Origin of the sequence: Acidovorax sp. Root402, from assembly GCF_001425125.1 — a bacterium.
GTDB classification, from domain to species: Bacteria; Pseudomonadota; Gammaproteobacteria; order Burkholderiales; family Burkholderiaceae_C; genus Acidovorax; species Acidovorax delafieldii.
In genome coordinates, this window is record NZ_LMDQ01000003.1 from 65,207 (window position 1) to 86,300 (window position 21,094).

The window sequence follows — 21,094 nt, forward strand, 5'->3', positions numbered from 1 at the left end:
CAGGGATGTTCTTGTTGTGATCAGTGTGGTCGCACTGCCTTTGTGCGGCGCACCATTTGGGAGGGGCCTTGGAGAATTGGGCGCGGCCCTGGCGAGGGATGCCCAGCAAGGGCCGCCCCGCAGCGAGGGCATCGTCCCCCTTCCCGAATGACGCAGTCATTCGAGAGAAGGGGGAAGCGGCGCAGCCGCTCAGGGGGTTGTTCTTTGGTTTTACCCCAGCAGATCCATCACGTCCAGCATGCGCTGAGCCACGTCCACGAGCTTCAGGCCCTTGTCCATGGCGGTCTTGCGCAGCTTTTCGTAGGCGGCCTGTTCGGTCAGGCCCTGGCGCTGCATCAACAGGCCCTTGGCGCGGTCGATGGTCTTGCGGTCTTTGAGCTCGGTCTTGGCGTCGGCCAGCTCGGCGCGCAAGGCCTGTTCGTGCTGGAAGCGGGCCATAGCCACGTCCAGAATGGGGCGGATGCGCTGCGGTGCCAACCCCGCCACGATGTAGGCAGACACACCGGCCGCCACCGCGTCCTTCACGTGCGAGGTGTCTTCATCGTTGGTGAACATCACGATGGGGCGGCGTTCGTCGCGTGTGGCCATCACCACATGCTCCAGCGCGTCGCGGGCCTCGCTCTCGGCGTCCACGATGATCAGGTCGGGCTGCAGCTGGGCAATGCGCTCGCTCAGAAACACGTCGGCGGGCAGCGTGGCCACCAGGTTGAAGTTGTTCTCCAGCAGGCCGATGCGCAGCGCCCGCGACCGCTCCGCCTGCTCCACGGCGTGTTCGTCGTCAGGGTCGGCGACTGCCAGATCCGGGGCAACCACCACGATGCGCAAAGCCTCATTCATACCCGTAAGCATAAGCAATTTTTACGCCACAAATTGGTGCGCCGGGGTGGTGCACGGCCCCAGAGCGCCGTTGCGATGGGCTTTCACCCAGGGCCCATACCAGCCCCAGGCCCGCCAGGCCTGGGCGCCCTGGCCCCCGTTGTGGGGCCTGAAAGTTGCTAATACTGACACCGTGGGAGGGCATACCCGGTAGCTCACCCAGCAGGGCGTCGCATATACATCTGGTCACACAGACACACTGAAATGGAGTTTTTTGCATGAACAAGCACATGAACCGGCGCCGCTTCTCGGCCAGCCTGGCCTTGACCGCAGTGGCGACTGCTGCACTCCTGACCGGATGCGGCAAGGTGCCGGACACCATCAAAATTGGTGTTGCACAGCCTTTGAGCGGCCCGCTGGGCGCCCTGGGGCAGGATCTGCTCAATGGCGTGAAGCTGGCGGTGGAGGAACTCAACAAGTCCGGCTACACCGTGGACGGCAAGCGCGTGACCTTGGAGGTCGTGTCCGTGGATGACAAGGCCGACGCCACCACCGGCAAGGCGGTCGCCCAGCAGCTGGTGGATGCGGGTGTGGTAGCCGTGGTGGGCCACCTCAACTCGGGCGTGAGCATTGAGACCGCCCCCATCTACGCCGCCAAGGACATTCCACAGATCGCCATCTCCACCAACCCCAAGTTCACGCAGCTCGGGTTCCCCACCACGTTCCGCATGGTGGCCAACGACACTTTGCAGGCGCGCGCCATCGGCTCCTTTGCGGCCACGCAGCTGGGCGCCAACCGCTACGCCGCGCTGGACGACGGCACCCCTTACGGCAAGGGCCTGGCCGATGGCGCTGCCGAACAGCTCAAGGCCGAGAAAAAGGAAGTCGTGGTGCGCAAGTCCTTCGACGACAAGACCGTGGCCTTCGACGAGCTGGCCGGTGAGCTCAAGGCCGCCAACGTGGAGGTGATTGTTTCTACCCTCAACGACTTCCAGGCCCTGGCGCTGCTCGAAGCGCTCAAGAAGGTAGACCACACCAAGGTCAGCCTGCTGGGTGGCGACACCATCAAGACCACCGACATGACCAAGGGCGCAGGCATCGTGCAGGCGCTGTACGCCACCTCGCCAGTGCTGGAAGCCAAGGAGTTCACCACCGGCAAGCCCTTCCTTGAAAAGTACATCGCCGCCTTCAAGAAGCCTCCTGCCTATGGCGGCCACTACAGCTACGACAGCACGTATGTGCTTTCGGCGGCCATCCAGAAAGCCAAGTCCGCCGACCCCAAGGAAATCACCAAGGCCCTGCACAGCATCAACGGCTATGCCCCGGTGATTGGCACCATGACCTGGGATGAGAAGGGCGAGCAACGCTACGGTGCCGTGGGTGTGTACGAGCTGCGCAGCGGCAACTGGGAGTTGCGCATGCGGTCGGACCGCTGGTAAACAGCCCTCCGGGACGGATCGGCCCCGGGTTTTACACTCGGGGCATGAGCTTGCTGATCCTCGGTATTGAATCTTCGTGCGACGAAACGGGCGTGGCATTGGTCCGTTCCACGGGCAATGCCGTGCCCACGTTGCTGTCGCACGCGCTGCACAGCCAGATTGAGATGCACCAGGCCTACGGTGGCGTGGTGCCCGAACTGGCCAGCCGTGACCACATCCGACGTGTGCTGCCGCTGGCAACGCAGGTGCTGACCGAGTCTGGCCAGTCGCTGGCCGATGTGGACGTGGTGGCCTACACGCGCGGCCCGGGCCTGGCCGGTGCGCTGCTGGTGGGGGCGGGCGTGGCGTGCGCGTTGGGTGCTGCACTGGACAAGCCGGTGCTGGGCGTGCACCACCTGGAGGGGCACCTGCTGTCGCCCTTCCTCAGCGCCGACCCGCCTGAATTCCCTTTTGTGGCCCTGCTCGTCTCGGGTGGCCACACGCAGCTGATGCGGGTGGATGGCGTGGGCCGCTACGAGATCCTGGGCGAGACCATTGACGATGCTGCTGGCGAGGCGTTCGACAAGTCCGCCAAGCTCATGGGCCTGGGCTACCCGGGTGGGCCAGCGCTCTCGCGCCTGGCTGAGCAGGGCGATGCCGCAGCCTTCAAGCTGCCGCGCCCGCTGCTGCACAGTGGTAACCTCGATTTCTCTTTTGCCGGGCTCAAGACGGCGGTGCTCACGCAGGCCAAGAAGCTGGGCGATGAGCTGGAGGCACGCAAGGCCGACTTGGCGGCGAGCACCGAGGCTGCGATTGTCGAAGTGCTGGTGAAGAAGACGCTGGCTGCGCTCAAGCAGACCGGTCTGAAGCGCGTGGTGGTCGCCGGTGGCGTAGGGGCCAACCGGCACCTGCGCGCGCAGCTCAACACGTCCTGTGCCGCCGCCAAGGTGCGGGTGCACTACCCTGAGCTGCACCTGTGCACCGACAACGGCGCCATGATTGCCATGGCGGCGGCCATGCGGCTGCAGGCTGGGCAGCAGCAGGCCAACACCGACTACGCCTTTGACGTGAAGCCGCGCTGGCCGCTGGATGCCATCACCGTGTGATTTTGAAGAAAAGTGGCACCTAGCGCAGGTAAATCATGCGCTAGGCGCTATCTTTTTTGATGTTCAGAACGGATAGTGGCGCGGCGTGGTCTGCACCGTGATCCAGCGCAGTTCGGTGAATTCACGCACCCCAGCCATGCCGCCAAAGCGGCCATAGCCCGAACTTTTCACGCCGCCAAAAGGCATCTGGCCTTCGTCATGCACCGTGGGGCCGTTGACGTGGCAGATGCCCGACTCGATGCGTGCGGCCACATTCCACGCCTTGGCCACATCGCGGCTGAACACGGCGGAGGACAGGCCGAACTCGTTGTCGTTGGCGCAGGCAATGGCTTCCTCGACGCCGTTCACGCGCACCACGGGCTTGACGGGGCCGAACGATTCTTCGCGGTAGATGTCCATCTCGGCCGTCACATGGTCGAGCACCGTGGCCTGCATCAGCGTGCTGTCGCTCTTGCCGCCGCAGGCCAGCGTGGCGCCCTTGGCCAGCGCGTCGTCGATCAGGGCGTTGCAGCGCTGCACCGTGGTCATGTCCACCACCGAGCCCAGCACCACCGGGCCCTTGCGTGGGTCGCCCAGGGGCAGGGCCTTGGCGCGCTCGCCCAGCTTGGCCACAAACGCGTCGGCCACGGCGTTGTCCACAATGATGCGTTCGGTGGACATGCAGATCTGGCCCGAGTTGGCGAATGCGCCGAACACGGTGCCTGCGACAGCGGCGTCGATGTCCGCGTCATCCAGCACCAGCAGGGGGGCCTTGCCGCCCAGCTCCAGCACCACGGGCTTGAGGTACTTGGCGCAGGTCTGCGCAATGATGCGGCCCACCTTGGTGGAGCCGGTGAAGTTGATGCGGCGCACTGCCGGGTGGGCCACGATGGCCTCGACGACGGCGCCTGCGTCGGCGGGTGCGTTGGTCACAAAGTTCACCACGCCGGGGGGCAAGCCGGCCTCCTGCAGCGCCTCGATGATGAGGCCGTGTGTGGCGGGGCACAGCTCTGAGCCTTTGAGGATGACCGTGTTGCCACAGGCCAGTGGCGTGGCGATCGCGCGCACGCCCAGGATGACGGGTGCGTTCCACGGTGCAATGCCCAGCACCACACCCGCTGCTTGGCGCACGCCCATGGCCAGGCTGCCTGGCACGTCGGACGGAATCACTTCTCCTGCAATGTGCGTGGTCAGGGCTGCGGCTTCCTGCAGCAGGCCGGCAGCCAGGTGCACGTTAAAGCCCGCCCACATGCCCGAGGCGCCGGTCTCGGCCGCCATGGCCACCGCAAAGTCGGCCGTGCGGGCCTCCAGCGCATGTGCCGCCTTGAGCAGCAGCGCGCGGCGCGCGTTGGGCCCCAGGGCCGACCAGGCCGGGAAGGCGTTGGCGGCCGCGTCGGCAGCGGCCTTGGCGTCGGCCACGCTGGCAGCGGGTGCCGTGGTGGCGACCGAACCATCGAGCGGGTTGCGACGCTCAAACGTGGCGCCGCCGGTGGCTTGCACGCGCTCGCCGTTGATCAACATGGCAATGGCAGTCATGGAATAAATCTCCTGGATGGCAAAAAAGAAAATAGAAGCAATCGAAATGATGGGAGGCGATAGCGCCGCACGGTTTTCGCGATGACCTACGGCTCCCGAAACCGGCGGTGCCGAGGCCAGTGCCCCCGCGCAAGGGCAGCCCCGCCGCGCTGGGGGCGTTCCCCTCCCGAAGGAGAGGGGGAAGGCGCGAAGCGACTCAGGGGGTGCTTCATAGATTTCAGGCCATGCCCAGGTAGGCCTGGCGCACCACGTCGGACTGCAGCAGGGTCGATGCCTCGCCCGAGGCCACGATGCGCCCGCGCTCCAGCACATAGCCGCGCTGCGCGATCTGCAGCGCCTTGCGCACGTTCTGCTCCACCATGAGCACGGTGACGCCTTGTGCGGCAATGCGCTGCACGATGGCCAGCAGCTCATCGACCATGCGGGGTGCCAGGCCCAGCGAGGGCTCGTCCAGCATCAACAGGCGCGGGCCGCTCATCATGGCGCGGGCCACGGCCACCATCTGCTGCTCGCCGCCGCTCATGGTGCCGGCCAGTTGATGGGCGCGTTCCTTGAGGCGGGGAAAGTCTTCAAACGCCTGGTGCAACCGCTCGGCGCGCACGCGTGACGGCACCAGCCAGCCGCCCAGCTCCAGGTTTTCTGTCACCGTCATCTGGGGGAACAGCTGGCGACCTTCGGCGACCAGCGCCAGGCCGCGTTGCACGCAGGCCGTGGCGTTCATCGCAGGCACGGCCTGGCCATCGAGCGTCACCGCGCCCTGGCGCGGCAGCAGGCCCGCCAGGGCCTTGAGCAGCGTGGTCTTGCCCGCGCCGTTGGGGCCCACGATGACGGTGATGCCGGGCGCTGCTTCCAGTGCCAGGTCTTGCAGCACCTGAAAGCCGTGGTAGCCCGTGGTCAGGTTCTGCACGGTGAGGTGTGCGCCGCTCATGCCGTGGCTCCTTCGTTGGTGGCTGTCATTTCGTCACCCAGATAGGCCTCGATCACCTGCGGGTCGCGCACCACCTCGGCGGGTGTGCCATCGGCAATCTTGCGGCCCTGGTGCAGCACCAGCACGCGCTCCACGTACTTGAGCAGCGTGGTCACCGCATGCTCGATCCACACCACCGTCAGGCCCCAGTCATCGCGCAGGCGGCGGATGCGCTGGGCCATGGCATCGACCTCGGCTTCGGTCAGGCCCGCAGCCACCTCGTCAAGCAACAACAGGCGTGGGCGTGTGCCCAGGGCCATGCCGATCTCCAGCAGGCGTTGCTGTGACGGCGTCACGTCGGCGGCGGGGCGGTCGGCCAGGTGCGCCAGGCCCAGCATGGCGAGGATTTCCTCCTCGCTGCGCAGGCCCTCGGGCCCTTGGCGGTGGCGGCCCGCGAACTGCATGCCAAAGCGCACGTTGTCGCGCACCGTCATGTCGGGGAACACGCGCGGCGTCTGGAAGGTGCGAGCAATGCCGTGGGCCGCATAGTGGTGCGGGCCCTTGCCGGTCAGGTTGTCGGCACCACAGTGCAGCGTGCCCGAGGTAGGCGGTTGCACGCCCGAGATGGCGTTGAAGAATGTGGTCTTGCCCGCACCGTTGGGGCCGATGATGCCGATCAGTTCGCCCGTGTGCAGCGTGGCGCTCACGCCATCCACGGCAGTCAGGCCGCCAAAGCGCACGGTCACGGTGTCAATGGTCAAAAGTGCTTCAGCCATGGTGCGCCTCCGCAGCAGGCTTGCGCCGTTGCCACAGCGTGGCCAGGCCATTGGGCAAGTACATCACGCACAGAATCAGCAGCAGGCCCAACACCATCATGTAGCCGTAAGGCAGCTGCAGGCGCAGGGTTTCGGCCAGCAGGCTGAACACGATGGCCGCCAGGATGGGGCCGCCAATGCTGGTCGCGCCGCCAATCAACGCGATCAGCACCGTCTGGAAGCCGATAAAGGGGCTGAACACGGCTGCGGGCTCGATGTAGGTCCAGCGCACGGCCATGGCCGCGCCCACGGCGCCTGCAAAGGCGGCGGTGATGCCAAAGCCTGCGATCTTGGCCAGGCGCGTGTCCACGCCCAGCGTCTGGGCGCGCTGCTCGTCGGCGCCGATGCCCGACAGCGCCAGGCCAAAGCGGCTGCGCTGGATGGCAATGGCGGTGGCAATGGCCGCCGCCGCGATCAGCAGCACCGTGAGGTAAACCGTCTCGTTGCTGGGCACCACCGTGAGCACGCGGCCCACGGTGCCAGAGACCTGCTTTTCGACAAAGGTGACGGCATGGCGGATCAACTCCGTCATGCCGAAGGTGAGCACCGCAAAGTAGGTGCCGCGCAGGTGCAGGACGGCAGCACCCATCACCACGGCCACGATGGTGGCGATCAGTGCGCCGCTCAGAATCACCAGCGGCCAGGGCAGTACGCCCAGTAGCGTGGCGCTGGTGTAAGCACCAATGCCGAAGAAAGCCGACGTGGCGAGTGAGAGGTAGCGGGTGGCACCGCAGAACAGCGACCAGCTGGTGGCCAGCGCGATGTACATCAGGCAGCTGAGCAGCACCGAGGTGGCGAACTCGGACACCAGCCAGGGCAGGGTGGCGACCACGGCCACGCCCACTGCGAGCGCAAGCCAGGGCTTGTTGGAAGGGAGGAGTTTCATTTCTTGCTAAACAAACCGTTGGGGCGCCAGATCAGCACGCCGATGAACACTGCATAGCTCAGCAGCATCTTGAGAGACGGGCTGCTGAAATGCATACCCAGCGCCTCGACCACGCCGAGCAGCAAGCCACCGGCCAGACTGCCTGCCAGGCTGCCAAAGCCGCCCAGCGTGATCACGATCAGCGCCGTCACGGTGTAGGGCTCACCCATCGACGGAGAAATCTCATACGTCATCGACAGCAGCGCACCCGCCACGCCCGACAGGCCTAGGCCAATGCCAAACATCATCGGGTGCAGGCGCCGCGTGTTGATACCTACCAGCTGCGCGCCCGTGGGCGACTGCATCAGCGCCCTCACCGCCTTGCCCAGCAGCGTGAGCTTGAGCAGCGCAATCAGCGCGGCCGACAGCGCCAGTGCCACGCCAAACAGCACCAGCTTGTTTTCAGTGAAGCGCATGCCTGCAATCTGCACCGGGTCGGCCAGGTATTCATAGCCACGCAGGTCACCGCCCCAGATCAGCAGGGCAGTGTTCTGCACCAGGAACATGAGGCCAAAGCCCACCATCAGGCTGCGCGCCTCGAACACGTCCACATTGGGCGCGCGCGCTGCCAGGCGCTTGAAGCACAGCGCGTGCACCACCACCCCCAAAACAAACAATGCGATGAAAGCCAGCGGCATCAGCAGCAATGGCGAGATGCCCCACAGGGTGTGCGCCGACCAGGTGAGGAAGGCGCCCACCATCAGGAACTCGCCGTGCGAGATGTTCATGATGCGCATCAGCCCGTACTGCAGGTTAAGGCCCATGGCCACCAGCGCATAGATGCCGCCGGTGATGAGGCCACTGGCGACCAGTTCGGCCCAGGAAGTCAGAGACACTTTGTTATTTCCAGGCTGGTTTCGCGGTGTTCAACTGCGCCGTGGCACGGTCCTTGGGCCACACGACTTCGAAGTCGCTGCCCTGCCACTGGCTCACGGTGCCGGGGATGGAGGCGTTCTCGCTGCCCTGGAATCGAATACCACCCAGGATGGTTTGGAACTCGTTCTTGGCGATGTGTTCGCGCAGTGCCTTGCGGTCCAGGCCCACCTTTTCCACGGCCTGCTGCAGGATCTGCAGGCCGGCCCACGCGTGGCCGCTGGCCCAGCGGTCGGGCTCCTTGTTGAACTTCTTCACGTGGGCGTCGAAGTACGCCTTGGCCTCGGGGCTCGTCTTCACGCTCCACGAGCCCATGCCAATCACGCCCTCGGTGTTGGCCTGCATCACGTTCTTGTAGAGCTGGAAGGCCGTGCCCACCGATGCGTAGAAGAACTTGGGGTTCAGTCCCACCTCGCGCGCCTGGCGGCTGGCCAGGATGGTGTCGGGAGGGTAGGTGATACCGATGAAGGCGTCAGGGTTCTGGTCCTTGATGCCGCGCAGCACGGGCGCCAGGTCCTTCACGCCCAGCGGGTAGCTTTTGCGCTCCAGCACCTGGATGCTGGTCTTCTTGAGGGCGTTGTTCAGCGCGGCAAAGTTCTCCAGGCCAAACAGGTCGTCCATGTAGACGATGGCAATGGTCTTGACGTTGTTGGCCACCAGCATGTCCACCAGCGCACCCATCATCTTGTCGGGCTGCTGCAGCAGCGAGAAGAAGTAGGGCAGGTTCATGTCGATCAGCTTGCGCGACAGCGCCGTGGGTGCCAGCAGCGGGTAGCCGAAGCGGTTGGCCAGCGGCGCGATGGCGAAGTTGGCGCCCGAGCCCCAGGGCGGCAGGATCAGGTCCACCTTGTCGCTGCCCATGAGCTTTTCGTAGGTGCGGACGCAGGTCTCGGTCTCGCTGCGGTCGTCGTAGCCAATGAGTTCGATGGGGCGCTTGGTGCCCTTCACGCTCAGGCCACCCGCTGCGTTCACCTGCTCGGCCCACAGCAGGTAGTTGGGCTCCTGGCTCACCTGGGCACCGGCCGCCCAGGGGCCGGTGCGGGCGATGGCGTAGCCGATGCGCACGGGTGCCGCGCTGCTGCCCTGGGCCCACAGCTGGGGTGCCACGGCCAGGGTGCCGACCGTTGCGGCGGCGCCCTTGATCCACTGGCGCTTGGAGGGTTGGTGTGCTGTCATTGTGTGTCTCCTCGGATGGGGCCTGCGTGGTGCACGCCGTGCCGGGAATCGTAGGCAGACGCGTTCATGCGCGCTGCGCTCAGCGTGCACAAAACGCTTGCCTCAGCGTGCAGGCGGCAGCGGGTTTACCCGGATTTCCCTCGGTGGCACGGGGTAACGGGGCGTCCGATAATTCAGCCGCATAACCATCAGGCTTGCGCAACCCGCACTGGAGACACCATGGCCCATCCCCTGACCGAGGTATCCACCGACGCCGTGCCTGCGCGCGACCGCCTGCACCTGTGGGGCGATGCGGTGTGGCGCCTGATTGGCGGGCTGGAGTCCGACGCGTTTGGTGACGATGCCTTTGCAGGCCACATCACCTCGGGCCAGGCGGGCTATGTGAACCTGTGCCAGCTGGACGTGAGCCGCCACCGCGTGGTGCGCACCCCCAGCCTCATTCGGGGCAGCGACCGGGCCTACATCAAGGTGGTGGCCCAGCTCGAAGGGCGCGCGTGCTTCGAGCAGAACGGTCGCCAGGTATGGTTGTCGCCGGGTGAGTGGAGCGTGTACGACACCACGCGCGCCTATGCCGTGAGCAACCCCGAGGCCGTGCGCCAGATGGTGCTGATGATCCCGAAGGAACAACTGCCCGAGCGCAAGCTCAAGCTCGATGACCTGATGGTGCAGCGGTTCTCGGGCACCAGCGGCGTGTCGCGGCTGGCATGGGACACCATGCGCGCCGCGTTTGCCGAGCTGCCCACCATGTCCGACGCCGCCGCCGATGGCGTGGCCGATGTGATCACGCACCTGGTGCAGCTGTCGCTGCTGGAGCGCAACGGGCAGCAAAGCCTGCTGTCGCAGCGTGAGGCCCTGCGTGACCGCATCAGCCAATACATCGACCGGCACCTGGGCGACCCCGACCTCACCATCGACCGCATGGCCCAGGCGCTCAACTGCAGCAAGCGGCACCTGTACAACGCGGTGGCCGATGACGAGGAAACCCTGGCCGCCATGATCCAGCGCCGCCGCCTGGAGGCCTGTCTGCGCGACCTGCGCCACCCGGCGCATGCGCAGCGCTCGGTCACTGACATTGCGTTGTCCTGGGGCTTCAGCAACAGCGCGCATTTCAGCCGCGCGTTCCGCTCGCATGTGGGGTGCAGCCCCAGCGAGTACCGGGCTCGCGCGTTGGCGCCGGTGGTGCTGTTGCGGGAAGAATCGCGGCTCGCGCACTGAGCGGCACCCCGGCCACTTGCGTGTGGGGCCGTCTGTGCGGCGCCGCATGCTTGCGTGTTTTAGCCACACGCCACATCGGCACGGTGGCTGCGTGACCTTTGCCTTGCATCAATTCTTTACGCGGGCTTGACCCAGTGGGTACGTTGTTGGCGCAATCGCTGCTCACAATGGAGTTTTCCCCTGCGTAGCCATTGCCCATGCGTTTTCTCCCACTTGCCTCTACCGGCACACCCACTGCCCGCGCAGCGCAACCTTTGCGTGCTGTGCCGTGGAGGCAAACGGCTTTGTTTTTGTGCGTGCTGGCCACCGCCGGGTGTGCCAGCCTGGCACCCACGGATCGCGCATTGCCCGCAGTGGCCGTTCCCCCGGCCTGGTCTGCGGGGGGCAACGGCACAGCGCAAGGGGCTACGGCTACATCCCTGGCCCAGTGGTGGCAGCGTTTTGACGACCCTTCGCTCACCACGCTGGTAGAACAAGCCCTGCGCGCCAACACCAGCGTGCGCACCGCCCAGGCGTCGTTGCAGCAGGCACGCGCCCAGGTGGATGTGCAATCGGCCGGCCTGCTGCCCAGCGTAGGTGCGTCGGCTTCGGCGCAGCGCAGCCGGGCCAGCAACAGCCCGGGCAACACCTTTCAGGCCGGTTTTGATGCGAGCTGGGAGCCCGATGTGTTTGGCCGCCTGCGCAGCGGCGTGAGCGCCAGCGAGGCCGACGCCCGCGCGGCAGAGGCCAGCCTGACCGACGTGCAGGTGTCGCTGGCCGCCGAGGTGGCCGTTAACTACATCGAGCTGCGCGGGCTGCAGCAGCGCCTGGCCATTGCGCGCAGCAACCTGGCCAGCCAGCAAGAGACCCTGCAGCTCACCCAGTGGCGCCTGCAGGCCGGGCTCACCACCTCGCTCGTCACCGAGCAGGCCCGTGCAGCGGCCGAGCAGACCGCCGCGCAGATTCCCAGCCTGGAAGCCAGCCTGGCGCAGTCGCGCTACAGCCTGGCCGTGCTGACAGGCCAGGTGCCAGGTGCCCTGGATGCCACGCTGGCCGCCAGCGCGCCCGTGCCGCAGCCCACCGCAGAACTGGCGCTGGCAATCCCGGCCGAGACGCTGCGCCAACGCCCCGATGTGCGTGCGGCCGAGCAGCGCATTGCTGCCGCCCTGGCGCGCGTGTCGCAGGCCGATGCGGCGCGCTACCCCAGCTTCTCCCTCGGTGGCTCGCTGGGCCTTCGTGCCCTCACGCTGGGCGCGTTGTCGGGGGGCAGTGCGGTAACCAGCGCCTTACTGGGCAGCGTGTCCATCCCGCTGCTGGATGGCGGCGCCGCCCGCGCCCAGGTGCGCGTGCAGTCTGCCGCGCTGGAGCAGGCCCGCGTAGCCTACGAAGCCACCGTGCTCACGGCCCTGCAGGATGTGGAGAACGCGCTGGTGGCCTTGCGTGGCGATCGTGAAAAACTGGAGCGACTGACGGCCGCCGCAGACGCCGCCCGCAACGCCGCGCTGCTGGCGCAGCAGCGCTACAGCAGTGGTCTCATCGACTTTCAGGCGGTGCTGGAGACGCAGCGCACGCTGCTGTCCACGCAAGAGAGCGTGGCCACCACCACCGCTGCCGTCGCGGCAGACCATGTGCGTCTCTACAAGGCGTTGGGCGGCGGCTGGAAGACATGAAGCACCCTCTGAGTCGCTGCGCGCCTTCCCCCCGCTCTCGCATTGCTGCGCAATGCGGGCTGGGGGACGCAGCCCTCACTGCGGGGCGGCCCTTGCTCGGCTGCCTGCACTTTGGCCGCGCCAGTTTCATGCGCTATGAGTAACTGATTTGATCTTATGACTGATAAACCTTCCTCTCCCCCGTCCAGCCTCGAAGCACTCCTGGGTGCCGACCGTCCGCGCCGCTGGTGGCAGCGCACCACCGTGTGGCTGGGGGTGGCCGCGCTCGTGATGGTGGGCGGTGGCTTGTACGCATGGCAATCGCGCCAGAGCGCCAGCACTGCACCCACCTATGTCACCGAAGAGCTGCGCCGGGGCAATCTCACACTCACTGTGTCGGCCAATGGCACGCTGCAGCCCACGCGCTCGGTCACCATTGGCAGCGAGTTGTCAGGCACGGTGCGCAATGTGCTGGTGGATGTGAACGACAAGGTCAAGAAAGGGCAGCTGCTGGTGGAGTTGGACACCGCCAAGCTCGAATCGCAGGTGCTGCGCTCGCGCGCCTCGCTGGCGTCGGCGCAGGCCCGCCTGGCCCAGGCCGTGGCCACCACCAAGGAGGCCATTGCCAACTTTGGCCGGCTCGAAGAAGTGGCCCGCCTGTCCGGAGGCAAGGTGCCCTCGGCCTCCGAGCTGGACGCAGGCCGCGCCACGCTGGACCGCGCCCGCGCCGACGAAACCAGCGCCCGCGCCACGGTGGAAGACGCACGCGCCGCGCTGTCCACCGACGAGACCAACCTGTCCAAGGCCTCCATCCGCTCGCCCATCGACGGCGTGGTGCTGACCCGCACGGTGGAGCCCGGCAACGCGGTGGCCGCATCGCTGCAGGCTGTGACGCTGTTCACCGTGGCCGAAGACCTCACGCGGCTGCGGCTGGATGTGAGCGTGGACGAAGCCGACGTGGGCTCGGTCAAGGTGGGTCAGGACGCGAGCTTCACGGTCAGTGCCTATCCCTCGCGCCGCTACCCGGCCCAGGTCACGCGGGTGTCGTTTGGCTCCACCAAGACGGACAACGTGGTCACCTACATCACCTGGCTGGAGGTGAACAACGGCGACATGAGCCTGCGCCCCGGCATGACGGCCGCTGCCACCATCACTTCCACTGAACGCAAGGACGTGCTGCTGGTGCCCAACACGGCGCTGCGCTTCACGCCTGCGCAGGCCGCAGGGGCCGATGCGAAGCCCGGGGCGGGTGGCGCCAAGCCCGGCGCGTCGGGCAGCGGCAGTGGTGGCGGCATCATGTCGCAGCTCATGCCGCGCATGCCACGGTCTGGATCGGGCCCACGCAAACCGGGTGCGGGGGGCGAGGCGGGCGATGGCGCGGGCAAGACGCGGCAGGTGTGGGTGCTGCAGGACGGTGCCGCCAAGCCCATCGATGTGCAGGTGGGCATCAGCGATGGCCGCCATACCGAGGTCACGGGCGAGGGCCTCACGCCCGGCATGGCCGTGATCACCGATCAGCGCGCGGCAGGGGCCAAGCCATGAGCGTGGCGGGCGACACCCCCATCATCCGCCTGCGTGGCGTGACCAAGGTCTATGGCGAAGGGGCGCTGGCCTTTCAGGCGCTCAAGGGCGTGGACCTGGACATTGCGCAGGGCGACTTTGTGGCCATCATGGGCCCCAGCGGCTCGGGCAAGTCCACGGCCATGAACACGCTGGGCTGCCTGGACCGGCCCACCACGGGCGAATACCTGTTCAAGGGCGTGCATGTGGAGTCGCTCTCGCGCGACGAGCGGGCACGGCTGCGGCGGCGCTACTTTGGCTTTGTGTTCCAGGGCTTCAACCTGCTGGCGCGCACCTCGGCGCAAGAGAATGTGGAGCTGCCCCTGCTGTACCGGGGCGAGTCTGCCACCGCGCGCCATGCGGCAGCGGCGCGGGCGCTGGAAGCGGTGGGCCTCAAGGGCTGGGAACACCACACACCCGCCGAGCTGTCGGGCGGGCAGCAGCAGCGCGTGGCCATTGCGCGCGCCATCGTCACCGAGCCCGATGTGCTGCTGGCCGACGAGCCCACCGGCAACCTCGACACCCAGCGCAGTGTCGAGATCATGGAACTGCTCTGGCGCCTGAACGTGGACCACGGCATCACCGTGCTGATGGTCACGCACGAGCCCGACATGGCGCAGTACGCGCGGCGCATCGTGCGGTTTGTCGATGGCGTGGTGGACAGCGATGCAGCCAACCCACACCCCAAGGGCCTGGACGCTGATGCGGCATCTGCCCTGCCGGCTGTGGCCGGTTCGGATGCGGGAGGCCACTGATGCTGCTCAACACCCTGTTGCTGGCGTTGCGTTCCATCCGGCGCAATCTCATGCGCTCCTTCCTCACCATCCTGGGCATCGTCATCGGCGTGAGCGCGGTGATCACCATGGTCACGCTGGGCAATGGTGCCACGCTGGCCATCCAGAACCAGATCTCGGGCCTGGGCACCAACCTGCTGCAGGTGCGCCCCGGCCAACGCATGGGGCCCGGCGGCGGCACCGGCGCCCCGGCCTTCAAGGACACCGATGCCGACGTGATCGCGCAGCAGATCGGCGGCATCCTGGCCGTGGCGCCCGAGGCGCGCGCCGCCGCCACCGCCGTGGTGGGCGGGCGCAACTGGACGACCAGTGTGATCGGCAGCACGAACGCCTGGCTGGAGACCGGCAACTGGGCCGTGCGCACTGGCCGCGTCTTTACCGATGCCGAATTGCGCGCCGGTGCCGCCGTGTGCCTCATCGGCGAGACCGTGCGGCGCGAGCTGTTTGGCACGGCCGATGCCGTGGGCGGCCAGCTGCGCGTGAAGGCGTTTTCGTGTGAGGTGGTGGGCGTGCTGGCGTCCAAAGGGCAGGGTGCGTTTGGCAACGACCAGGACGACACCGTGCTGGTGCCGCTGCGCACGCTGCAGCGCCGCGTGACGGGCAACACACGGGTGAACACGCTGCTGGTGTCCATGAAGGACGGCAGCGACCCCGAGCGGGTGAAGGCCAGCCTCACGCAACTGCTGCGCGAGCTGCGCAAGCTGTCGGACTCGGACGAAGACAACTTCAACGTGCTCGACACCAAGCAGCTGGCCGACACGCTCTCGGGCACCACCAAGGTGCTGACCACGCTGCTGGGCGCCGTGGCCGCCGTGAGCCTGCTGGTGGGCGGCATCGGCATCATGAACATCATGCTGGTGAGCGTGACCGAGCGCACGCGCGAGATCGGCCTGCGCCTGGCCATCGGCGCGCTGGAGCGCGAGGTGCTGCTGCAGTTCCTGATCGAGGCTGTGGTGCTGGCCGCGCTGGGCGGGCTCATCGGCATCGTGCTGGCCACGGGCGCGTCGCTCGCGCTGTCGGGGCTGATGGGCGTGCCCTACCTGTTCAACCCTGGCGTGAACCTGTTGTCGTTTGTGTTTTCGGCCGGGATCGGTGTGGTGTTTGGCTACTTCCCGGCGCGGCGCGCGGCGCGCATGGACCCCATCGATGCGCTACGGCACGAGTGAGCAGCGCCGTGGGCTGGCTGCCGAAGGGCGTCTGACCGGGGGGGCTGGAAAAAAACAAGCAAAAAAGGCATGAAGCGCTAGTGCATCATGCCTTGATTGCTATTGAAAATGTAGCGATGGCCGTCATGCGCCACCGCCTTGGGAGCGGCCCGCTTCAGTGAATGGTCAGCGTGGTGGCATTGCTCACGGGCTCCAGGCGGACCAGCGTCAGGGTCAGCACGCCGTTTTCCAGCTTGGCGGTGCTGGCGCTGGCATCGATCTCGGTGGGCAGCTCCCACGCACGCTGCACCTTGCGCGGTGCGCCTTCCACGCTTTGCACCTGCACCACCTGGCCTTCAATGCTGATCGAGAGCTGTTCGCGGGCCAGGCCGGGTACGTCCAGCTGCAAGGTGGTGGCCTTTTCGTCCTGCGTCACGGTGCAGCCCGCAGCGGGTGCTGCAGCAGGCTGTGCCAGCGCGCCCATCAGAAAACGTTGCAGCGCCAGGTCGGCGGAACGGGGGGCTTGGGCATAAGCGGCGCGGCGGATCACGGGGGCGAAGATCATGGGTAACTCCTATACACTGCGCGGCTCTCGACGTGGTCGCCGCATGGCAGAGAGGTGTGTGCGGCCACGCCGCATTTCAAGGGAAAAATGCCATGAATAAATTGCAATCTGTGGGCTTGAAATCAGGCGCTGCGGCATTACGTCACACCGTTTGGGCAGCCGCACTGGCCCTTGCAGGCGCCGTGGCGTTGGCGCCTGCCACGCAAGCGCAGACCCCGCCCTCGGCAGCCGTGGCCCAGGCCAGGCCGGTCAAGCTGGCGCTCATCGAAAGCCTGTCGGGCCCGTTTGCCAACACGGGCGAGGCTGTGTACCGCAACATCTACTGGGCCATGGAGCGCGTGAACGCACGCGGCGGCGTGCAGCTGCCTGCCAGCAGCGGCGGCCCCCGCCCGCTGGTGCTGGAGCGCTACGACAGCAAGGGCCAGAACGAAGAAGCCCTGTCTGCCCTGCGCGCCGCGATTGACGATGGTGCGCAGGTCATCCTGCAGGGCAATTCGTCGTCCACGGCCGCCGTGCTGATCGAGGCCATCAACAAGCACAACGAACGCGAGCCGAACAAGCGCGTGCTGTTCCTCAACTACTCGGCGGTGGACCCCATCCTCACGAATGAGAAGTGCAGCTTCTGGCACTTCCGTTTTGATGCCCATGCCGACATGCGCATGGCCGCGCTGATGGAGGTGATGCGCGAGGACAAGGCCTTGAAGAGCGTGTACCTCATCGGCCAGGACTACAGCTTTGGCCAGGCCGTGCTGCGCGAGGCCAAGAAGCAGCTGGCTGCCCAGCGCCCCGATGTGGCCGTGGTGGGCGAAGAGCTGCACCCCATCGGCCGCGTGAAGGACTTTGCGCCCTATGCCGTCAAGATCAAGACCAGCGGCGCGCAGGCCGTGGTCACCGGCAACTGGGGCAATGACCTCACGCTGCTGGTCAAGGCCGCGCGGGATGTGGGCTACGAGGGCAGCTTCTACACCTTCTATGGCAACGCGCTGGGCGCTCCCGCCGCGATTGGCGACGCGGGCATCGGCAAGGTGGTGGCCGTGGCCGACTGGCTGCCCAACGTGCCGGGCGCGCAAAGCGAGGCGTTCTACCAATCCTTCCGCACACGCTTTCCCAAGCCGCAGGACGACTACGTGCACATGCGTATGCAGCTGATGGTGGAGGCCCTCGCCCAGTCCATCGAGCGCGCGGGCAGCACCGATGTGGTGGCCGTTGCGCGCCAGATGGAGTCGGCCAATGTGCAGTTGGCCGGCCAGGGCGGCACCATGCGCGCGGCCGACCACCAGTTCCAGCAGGCCTTGGCGGTGGGCGTGATGGACAAGAAAGGCGCCCCCGGCGTGAAGTTCGACGTGGAAGGCTCGGGCTACGGCTTCCGCGTGGTGCGGCAGATTGCGGCGGCCAAGGCGCAGCAACCGCACAGCTGCCAGATGCAGCGCTATTGATGCAGCGTTACTGATGCGTGGGTCCGCCCCGGGCGGCCGGGGCGGCCGGGGTGATCGCGCTCAGCGCCGGATGCGGTGGCCCGTCTTGAACACCCACCGCACCACGGCGAGGCACATTGCCATGAACACCAAGGTCATGCTGGTGCTCACCGCGATGTGCACGTCGGCATGGCCATAGAACGCCCACCGCAGCCCGCTGATGAGATAGACCACCGGGTTGAACAACGAGACGGTCTGCCAGAACGGTGGCAGCATGCTGATGCTGTAAAACGCCCCACCCAGAAAGGTAAGCGGCGTGATCACCAGCAGCGGGATGACCTGCAGCTTTTGAAAGCTGTCCGCCCACAGGCCAATGAGGAAGCCGAACAGGCAGAACGTGACGGCAGTGAGCACCAAAAAGCCCACCATCCACACGGGGTGCGCCACCTCGTACGGAACGAACACCCGGGCGGTGGACAGGATGAGCACCGACACCAGCAGCGACTTGCTGGCTGCCGCACCCACGTAGCCCAGCAGCACCTCCACCCAGTTGACCGGCGCGCTCAGCAGTTCGTAGATGGTGCCCGACCATTTGGGCATGTAGATGCCAAAGGCCGAGTTGGAGATGCTTTCGGAGAGCAGCGACAGCATGAGCAGGCCGGGGATGATGTAGGCGCCATAGCTCACCCCGCCGATGTCGCCCATGCGCGAGCCAATGGCGGAGCCGAAGACGATGAAGTACAGCGCGGTGGTGAGCACGGGCGCAATGAGGCTCTGCATCCAGGTGCGGAAGGCGCGGTTCATTTCGAAGCGGTAGATGGCGCGCACGCCATGCAGGTTCACACCGGTCATGCTGGGATCGCTTTCTGGGGCGAAGGGGTTGGGACCTTGTCCTGGTGCACCAGGCTGACGAAGATGTCTTCGAGCGAGCTTTCGCTGGAGTGCAGGTCCTTGAAGTCGATGCCGTGCTCGGTCAGGGCGCGCAGCAGGGCGGCGATGCCGGTGTCTTCCTGCTGCGTGTCGAAGGTGTACGTCAGGACGGTGCCGCCCTGGCTCAGGGCCAGAGGCCAGCGGGCGAGCGGTGCGGGCACTTGCGCCATGGGCTGCTGCAGCGTGATGGCCAGCGCTTTCTTGCCCAGCTTGCGCATCAGCACGGCCTTGTCTTCCACCACGATCAACTCGCCCTTGCGGATCACGCCGATGCGGTCGGCCATGTCCTCGGCTTCTTCCAGGTAGTGGGTGGTCAGGATGATGGTGGTGCCCGCGTCACGCAGTTCCCGCACCAGGCGCCACATGTCGTGGCGCAGCTCCACATCCACGCCGGCGCTGGGCTCGTCCAGGAACAGGATTTTGGGCTCGTGCGACAGTGCCTTGGCGATCAGCACGCGGCGTTTCATGCCGCCCGACAGCGCGAGGATCTTGTTGTCCTTCTTGTCCCACAGCGAAAGGTCCTTGAGGATTTTCTCGATGTACGCGGGGTTGGGGGCCTTGCCGAAAAGCCCCCGGCTGAAGTTCACCGTGGCCCACACCGTCTCGAACGAGTCGGTGTGCAGCTCCTGGGGCACCAGGCCAATGGCAGCGCGGGCTGCGCGGTAGTCGCGCACCGTGTCGTGCCCATCGGCCGTGACGGACCCCGCCGTGGCATTGCTCATGCCACAAATCACGCTGATCAGCGTGGTCTTGCCCGCGCCATTGGGCCCCAGCAGGGCAAAGATCTCGCCGCGCCGGATGTCCAGGTCGATGTTCTTGAGTGCCTGAAAGCCGCCGGCGTAGGTTTTGCTCAGGCCGCGTACACGGACGATGGCGTCCGTGTCGGGTGCTGGAGAAGGTGATGCAGGCATTGGGAGGGTTCTCTGGGAGGGCCAGGGCGTTCCGCCGTGGCCGGGCCGCTGTGCAAGCGGTCAAAGCCGGGCATTGTGGACTGACTTGCACAAGTGTGCTGGGCGGGGGCTCCGAGCCCGCAGAAACCCCCGGGTTGCGCCGTTCAGCGAGTGGCTCGCAGCGGTGGGGCAGCGGTCAGCGCGCCGCCGCCACCTCGCGCCCCAGCTCGATGACGGCCATGGCGTAGTAGCTTGACCAGTTGTAGCGCGTGATGGCGTAGAAGTTTTCGGTGCCTGCCACGTAGCTGGGCGCATCGTTGCCGTTTTGCAGTTCCACCAGCGCCAGCGGGCCCGTGTGCTGCACGCCGTGGGCATCCAGCACAGCGCCCTTGGCCAACATGCTGGCGGCACTGAAGGTGGGCAGGATGTCGGGGGCGAGCAGGTCGTCCAGCTTCAGGCGCGCATTGTCGAACTGCACCCCAAAGTGCGTGGGCATGCCGGGCGTCCAGCCGTGGCCGCGGAAGTAGTTGGCCACCGAACCGATGGCGTCGGCCGGGCTCTTGAACAGGTCCACGCGGCCGTCGCCATCAAAGTCCACCGCGTAGCGCACCCAGCTCGATGGCATGAACTGGCCCAGGCCCATGGCGCCGGCATAGCTGCCGCGCGGCTCGAACGGGTCAGTGTTGCTGCGGTTGGTGAGGCTCAGGAACTGCTCCAGCTCGCGGCGGAAGAATTCGGTGCGCTCCTTGGCGCGCGGGTGGGCTGCAGGGAAGTCGAACGCCAGCGTGGCCAGCGCGTCCATCACACGGAAGGTACCCATCTGCTGGCCGTAGATGGTCTCAACCCCGATGATGCCCACGATGATCTCGGCGGGCACGCCAAACTCGCGCTCGGCACGCTCCAGCGTGGCCTGGTTCTCCTGCCAGAACCGCACGCCTGCACGGATGCGGATGGGGTCGATGAAGCGGCTGCGGTACACGCGCCAGTTCTTGGCCGTGCCCTTGGCGGGCGGCAGCATGAGGCGGGGCACCCGCGGCAAGAAATGCGCCTGCCCGATGGCCTGGCGCACCCACTCGCGGTCCAGGTCCCGCCGTGTGGCCAGGTCGTCGGCAAAGTCCATGGCCTCAGGGCGCGATGCGTAGAGCACCGGGGCCTTGGCACTGGCCCGCCCCTGGTGGGCCTGGCCGGCTTTGGCATGTGCCTTCGGGGTCGCCGGTTTGGGTTGATTTTCGGGCTTTGCGCTAGCGGGCAATGCACAGGCAGCTATCAAAAATATAGCTGCCGTGGTCCATGATGCTGTCTTCTTCATGTCAATGGTTCGTCATGTTGTGGCTCCCTGCAGCGCCTGATACCGGCGCGCTCCAAGACCAGGGATGCCAAGCAAGGGCCGCCCCGCAGCGA

At 66.5% G+C, this 21,094-nt stretch carries 19 protein-coding genes; 8 read left to right on the forward strand and 11 right to left on the reverse strand.

The features are described 5' to 3' along the window. Positions 1–210 precede the first annotated feature (210 nt). A complete protein-coding gene (locus ASC83_RS03775; RefSeq protein ID WP_056058325.1) occupies positions 211–837 on the reverse strand; it encodes an ANTAR domain-containing response regulator in 627 nt (208 codons plus the stop codon). A gap of 257 nt (positions 838–1,094) precedes the next feature. Here ASC83_RS03775 and ASC83_RS03780 point away from each other — a divergent pair, with 257 nt between their 5' ends. Further along, complete coding sequence (locus tag ASC83_RS03780) at positions 1,095–2,255, forward strand: branched-chain amino acid ABC transporter substrate-binding protein (RefSeq protein ID WP_056058327.1); 1,161 nt, start codon at positions 1,095–1,097, stop codon at positions 2,253–2,255. A gap of 44 nt (positions 2,256–2,299) precedes the next feature. Next, positions 2,300–3,340 carry a tRNA (adenosine(37)-N6)-threonylcarbamoyltransferase complex transferase subunit TsaD gene (gene tsaD / locus ASC83_RS03785; protein ID WP_056058330.1) on the forward strand — a complete coding sequence of 347 codons (1,041 nt, stop codon included), beginning with the start codon at positions 2,300–2,302 and terminating at the stop codon, positions 3,338–3,340. A gap of 63 nt (positions 3,341–3,403) precedes the next feature. On the opposite strand, the gene ASC83_RS03790 is transcribed toward tsaD, so the two are convergent. The 6 genes from ASC83_RS03790 to ASC83_RS03815 all read right to left on the reverse strand — a co-directional run bounded on the left by ASC83_RS03790 (position 3,404) and on the right by ASC83_RS03815 (position 9,551). Next, the gene (locus ASC83_RS03790) at positions 3,404–4,855 is read right to left on the reverse strand and encodes an aldehyde dehydrogenase (RefSeq protein ID WP_056058333.1); all 1,452 of its coding nucleotides are present in this window, start codon (positions 4,853–4,855) and stop codon (positions 3,404–3,406) included. A gap of 217 nt (positions 4,856–5,072) precedes the next feature. Further along, a complete protein-coding gene (locus tag ASC83_RS03795) occupies positions 5,073–5,783 on the reverse strand; it encodes an ABC transporter ATP-binding protein (protein ID WP_056058336.1) in 711 nt (236 codons plus the stop codon). Next, positions 5,780–6,538, reverse strand: coding sequence for an ABC transporter ATP-binding protein (locus tag ASC83_RS03800; protein WP_056058339.1), 759 nt, complete (start codon positions 6,536–6,538; stop codon positions 5,780–5,782). The genes ASC83_RS03795 and ASC83_RS03800 overlap by 4 nt, the downstream gene beginning before the upstream one ends. Beyond that, on the reverse strand, positions 6,531–7,463 hold the full coding sequence (locus tag ASC83_RS03805) for a branched-chain amino acid ABC transporter permease (protein ID WP_056058342.1): 933 nt from the start codon (positions 7,461–7,463) through the stop codon (positions 6,531–6,533). The genes ASC83_RS03800 and ASC83_RS03805 overlap by 8 nt, the downstream gene beginning before the upstream one ends. Continuing rightward, positions 7,460–8,338 (reverse strand): branched-chain amino acid ABC transporter permease, encoded by an 879-nt coding sequence (locus ASC83_RS03810; protein ID WP_056058345.1) that lies wholly within the window; start codon positions 8,336–8,338, stop codon positions 7,460–7,462. Before ASC83_RS03810 ends, ASC83_RS03805 begins: the two co-directional genes overlap by 4 nt. Positions 8,339–8,342: 4 nt before the next feature. Continuing rightward, positions 8,343–9,551: an amino acid ABC transporter substrate-binding protein gene (locus tag ASC83_RS03815; protein ID WP_056058349.1), complete on the reverse strand. Its 1,209-nt coding sequence runs from the start codon at positions 9,549–9,551 to the stop codon at positions 8,343–8,345. 219 nt (positions 9,552–9,770) lie between these two features. Between ASC83_RS03815 and ASC83_RS03820 the strand changes: the two genes are divergently transcribed. The 5 genes from ASC83_RS03820 (at position 9,771) to ASC83_RS03840 (ending at position 15,914) form a co-directional block, all read left to right on the forward strand. Continuing rightward, complete coding sequence (locus ASC83_RS03820; RefSeq protein ID WP_056058352.1) at positions 9,771–10,766, forward strand: helix-turn-helix domain-containing protein; 996 nt, start codon at positions 9,771–9,773, stop codon at positions 10,764–10,766. Between the two features lie 296 nt (positions 10,767–11,062). Further along, positions 11,063–12,415: an efflux transporter outer membrane subunit gene (locus ASC83_RS03825; protein ID WP_082522339.1), complete on the forward strand. Its 1,353-nt coding sequence runs from the start codon at positions 11,063–11,065 to the stop codon at positions 12,413–12,415. A gap of 156 nt (positions 12,416–12,571) precedes the next feature. Then, complete coding sequence (locus tag ASC83_RS03830) at positions 12,572–13,936, forward strand: efflux RND transporter periplasmic adaptor subunit (RefSeq protein WP_056058358.1); 1,365 nt, start codon at positions 12,572–12,574, stop codon at positions 13,934–13,936. Continuing rightward, positions 13,933–14,709, forward strand: a complete 777-nt coding sequence (locus ASC83_RS03835; protein WP_056058361.1) for an ABC transporter ATP-binding protein — start codon at positions 13,933–13,935, stop codon at positions 14,707–14,709. Before ASC83_RS03830 ends, ASC83_RS03835 begins: the two co-directional genes overlap by 4 nt. After that, on the forward strand, positions 14,709–15,914 hold the full coding sequence (locus ASC83_RS03840) for an ABC transporter permease (RefSeq protein ID WP_056058365.1): 1,206 nt from the start codon (positions 14,709–14,711) through the stop codon (positions 15,912–15,914). Before ASC83_RS03835 ends, ASC83_RS03840 begins: the two co-directional genes overlap by 1 nt. A 154-nt stretch (positions 15,915–16,068) precedes the next feature. On the opposite strand, the gene ASC83_RS03845 is transcribed toward ASC83_RS03840, so the two are convergent. Beyond that, on the reverse strand, positions 16,069–16,458 hold the full coding sequence (locus tag ASC83_RS03845; RefSeq protein WP_056058367.1) for an Hsp20/alpha crystallin family protein: 390 nt from the start codon (positions 16,456–16,458) through the stop codon (positions 16,069–16,071). A gap of 92 nt (positions 16,459–16,550) precedes the next feature. On the opposite strand from ASC83_RS03845, the gene ASC83_RS03850 reads away from it, so the two are divergent. Beyond that, the gene (locus ASC83_RS03850; protein WP_082522338.1) at positions 16,551–17,894 is read left to right on the forward strand and encodes a branched-chain amino acid ABC transporter substrate-binding protein; all 1,344 of its coding nucleotides are present in this window, start codon (positions 16,551–16,553) and stop codon (positions 17,892–17,894) included. A gap of 60 nt (positions 17,895–17,954) precedes the next feature. Here ASC83_RS03850 and ASC83_RS03855 read toward each other — a convergent pair whose 3' ends face one another. The 3 genes from ASC83_RS03855 to mltB all read right to left on the reverse strand — a co-directional run bounded on the left by ASC83_RS03855 (position 17,955) and on the right by mltB (position 21,002). After that, a complete protein-coding gene (locus ASC83_RS03855; RefSeq protein ID WP_056058402.1) occupies positions 17,955–18,716 on the reverse strand; it encodes an ABC transporter permease in 762 nt (253 codons plus the stop codon). 5 nt (positions 18,717–18,721) lie between these two features. Continuing rightward, positions 18,722–19,714 (reverse strand): ABC transporter ATP-binding protein, encoded by a 993-nt coding sequence (locus tag ASC83_RS03860; protein WP_056058370.1) that lies wholly within the window; start codon positions 19,712–19,714, stop codon positions 18,722–18,724. 175 nt (positions 19,715–19,889) lie between these two features. Then, positions 19,890–21,002, reverse strand: a complete 1,113-nt coding sequence (mltB, locus tag ASC83_RS03865) for a lytic murein transglycosylase B (protein WP_056058373.1) — start codon at positions 21,000–21,002, stop codon at positions 19,890–19,892. Between the last annotated feature and the right edge of the window lie 92 nt (positions 21,003–21,094).

Coding starts and splice junctions, on each gene's coding strand:
- mltB (WP_056058373.1), bottom strand. CDS start 21,002: ATGAAGAAGACAGCATCATGGACCACGGCAGCTATATTTTTGATAGCT.
- ASC83_RS03815 (WP_056058349.1), bottom strand. CDS start 9,551: ATGACAGCACACCAACCCTCCAAGCGCCAGTGGATCAAGGGCGCCGCC.
- ASC83_RS03860 (WP_056058370.1), bottom strand. CDS start 19,714: ATGCCTGCATCACCTTCTCCAGCACCCGACACGGACGCCATCGTCCGT.
- ASC83_RS03850 (WP_082522338.1), top strand. CDS start 16,551: ATGAATAAATTGCAATCTGTGGGCTTGAAATCAGGCGCTGCGGCATTA.
- ASC83_RS03790 (WP_056058333.1), bottom strand. CDS start 4,855: ATGACTGCCATTGCCATGTTGATCAACGGCGAGCGCGTGCAAGCCACC.
- ASC83_RS03835 (WP_056058361.1), top strand. CDS start 13,933: ATGAGCGTGGCGGGCGACACCCCCATCATCCGCCTGCGTGGCGTGACC.
- tsaD (WP_056058330.1), top strand. CDS start 2,300: ATGAGCTTGCTGATCCTCGGTATTGAATCTTCGTGCGACGAAACGGGC.
- ASC83_RS03780 (WP_056058327.1), top strand. CDS start 1,095: ATGAACAAGCACATGAACCGGCGCCGCTTCTCGGCCAGCCTGGCCTTG.
- ASC83_RS03800 (WP_056058339.1), bottom strand. CDS start 6,538: ATGGCTGAAGCACTTTTGACCATTGACACCGTGACCGTGCGCTTTGGC.
- ASC83_RS03795 (WP_056058336.1), bottom strand. CDS start 5,783: ATGAGCGGCGCACACCTCACCGTGCAGAACCTGACCACGGGCTACCAC.
- ASC83_RS03845 (WP_056058367.1), bottom strand. CDS start 16,458: ATGATCTTCGCCCCCGTGATCCGCCGCGCCGCTTATGCCCAAGCCCCC.
- ASC83_RS03840 (WP_056058365.1), top strand. CDS start 14,709: ATGCTGCTCAACACCCTGTTGCTGGCGTTGCGTTCCATCCGGCGCAAT.
- ASC83_RS03775 (WP_056058325.1), bottom strand. CDS start 837: ATGAATGAGGCTTTGCGCATCGTGGTGGTTGCCCCGGATCTGGCAGTC.
- ASC83_RS03820 (WP_056058352.1), top strand. CDS start 9,771: ATGGCCCATCCCCTGACCGAGGTATCCACCGACGCCGTGCCTGCGCGC.
- ASC83_RS03830 (WP_056058358.1), top strand. CDS start 12,572: ATGACTGATAAACCTTCCTCTCCCCCGTCCAGCCTCGAAGCACTCCTG.
- ASC83_RS03805 (WP_056058342.1), bottom strand. CDS start 7,463: ATGAAACTCCTCCCTTCCAACAAGCCCTGGCTTGCGCTCGCAGTGGGC.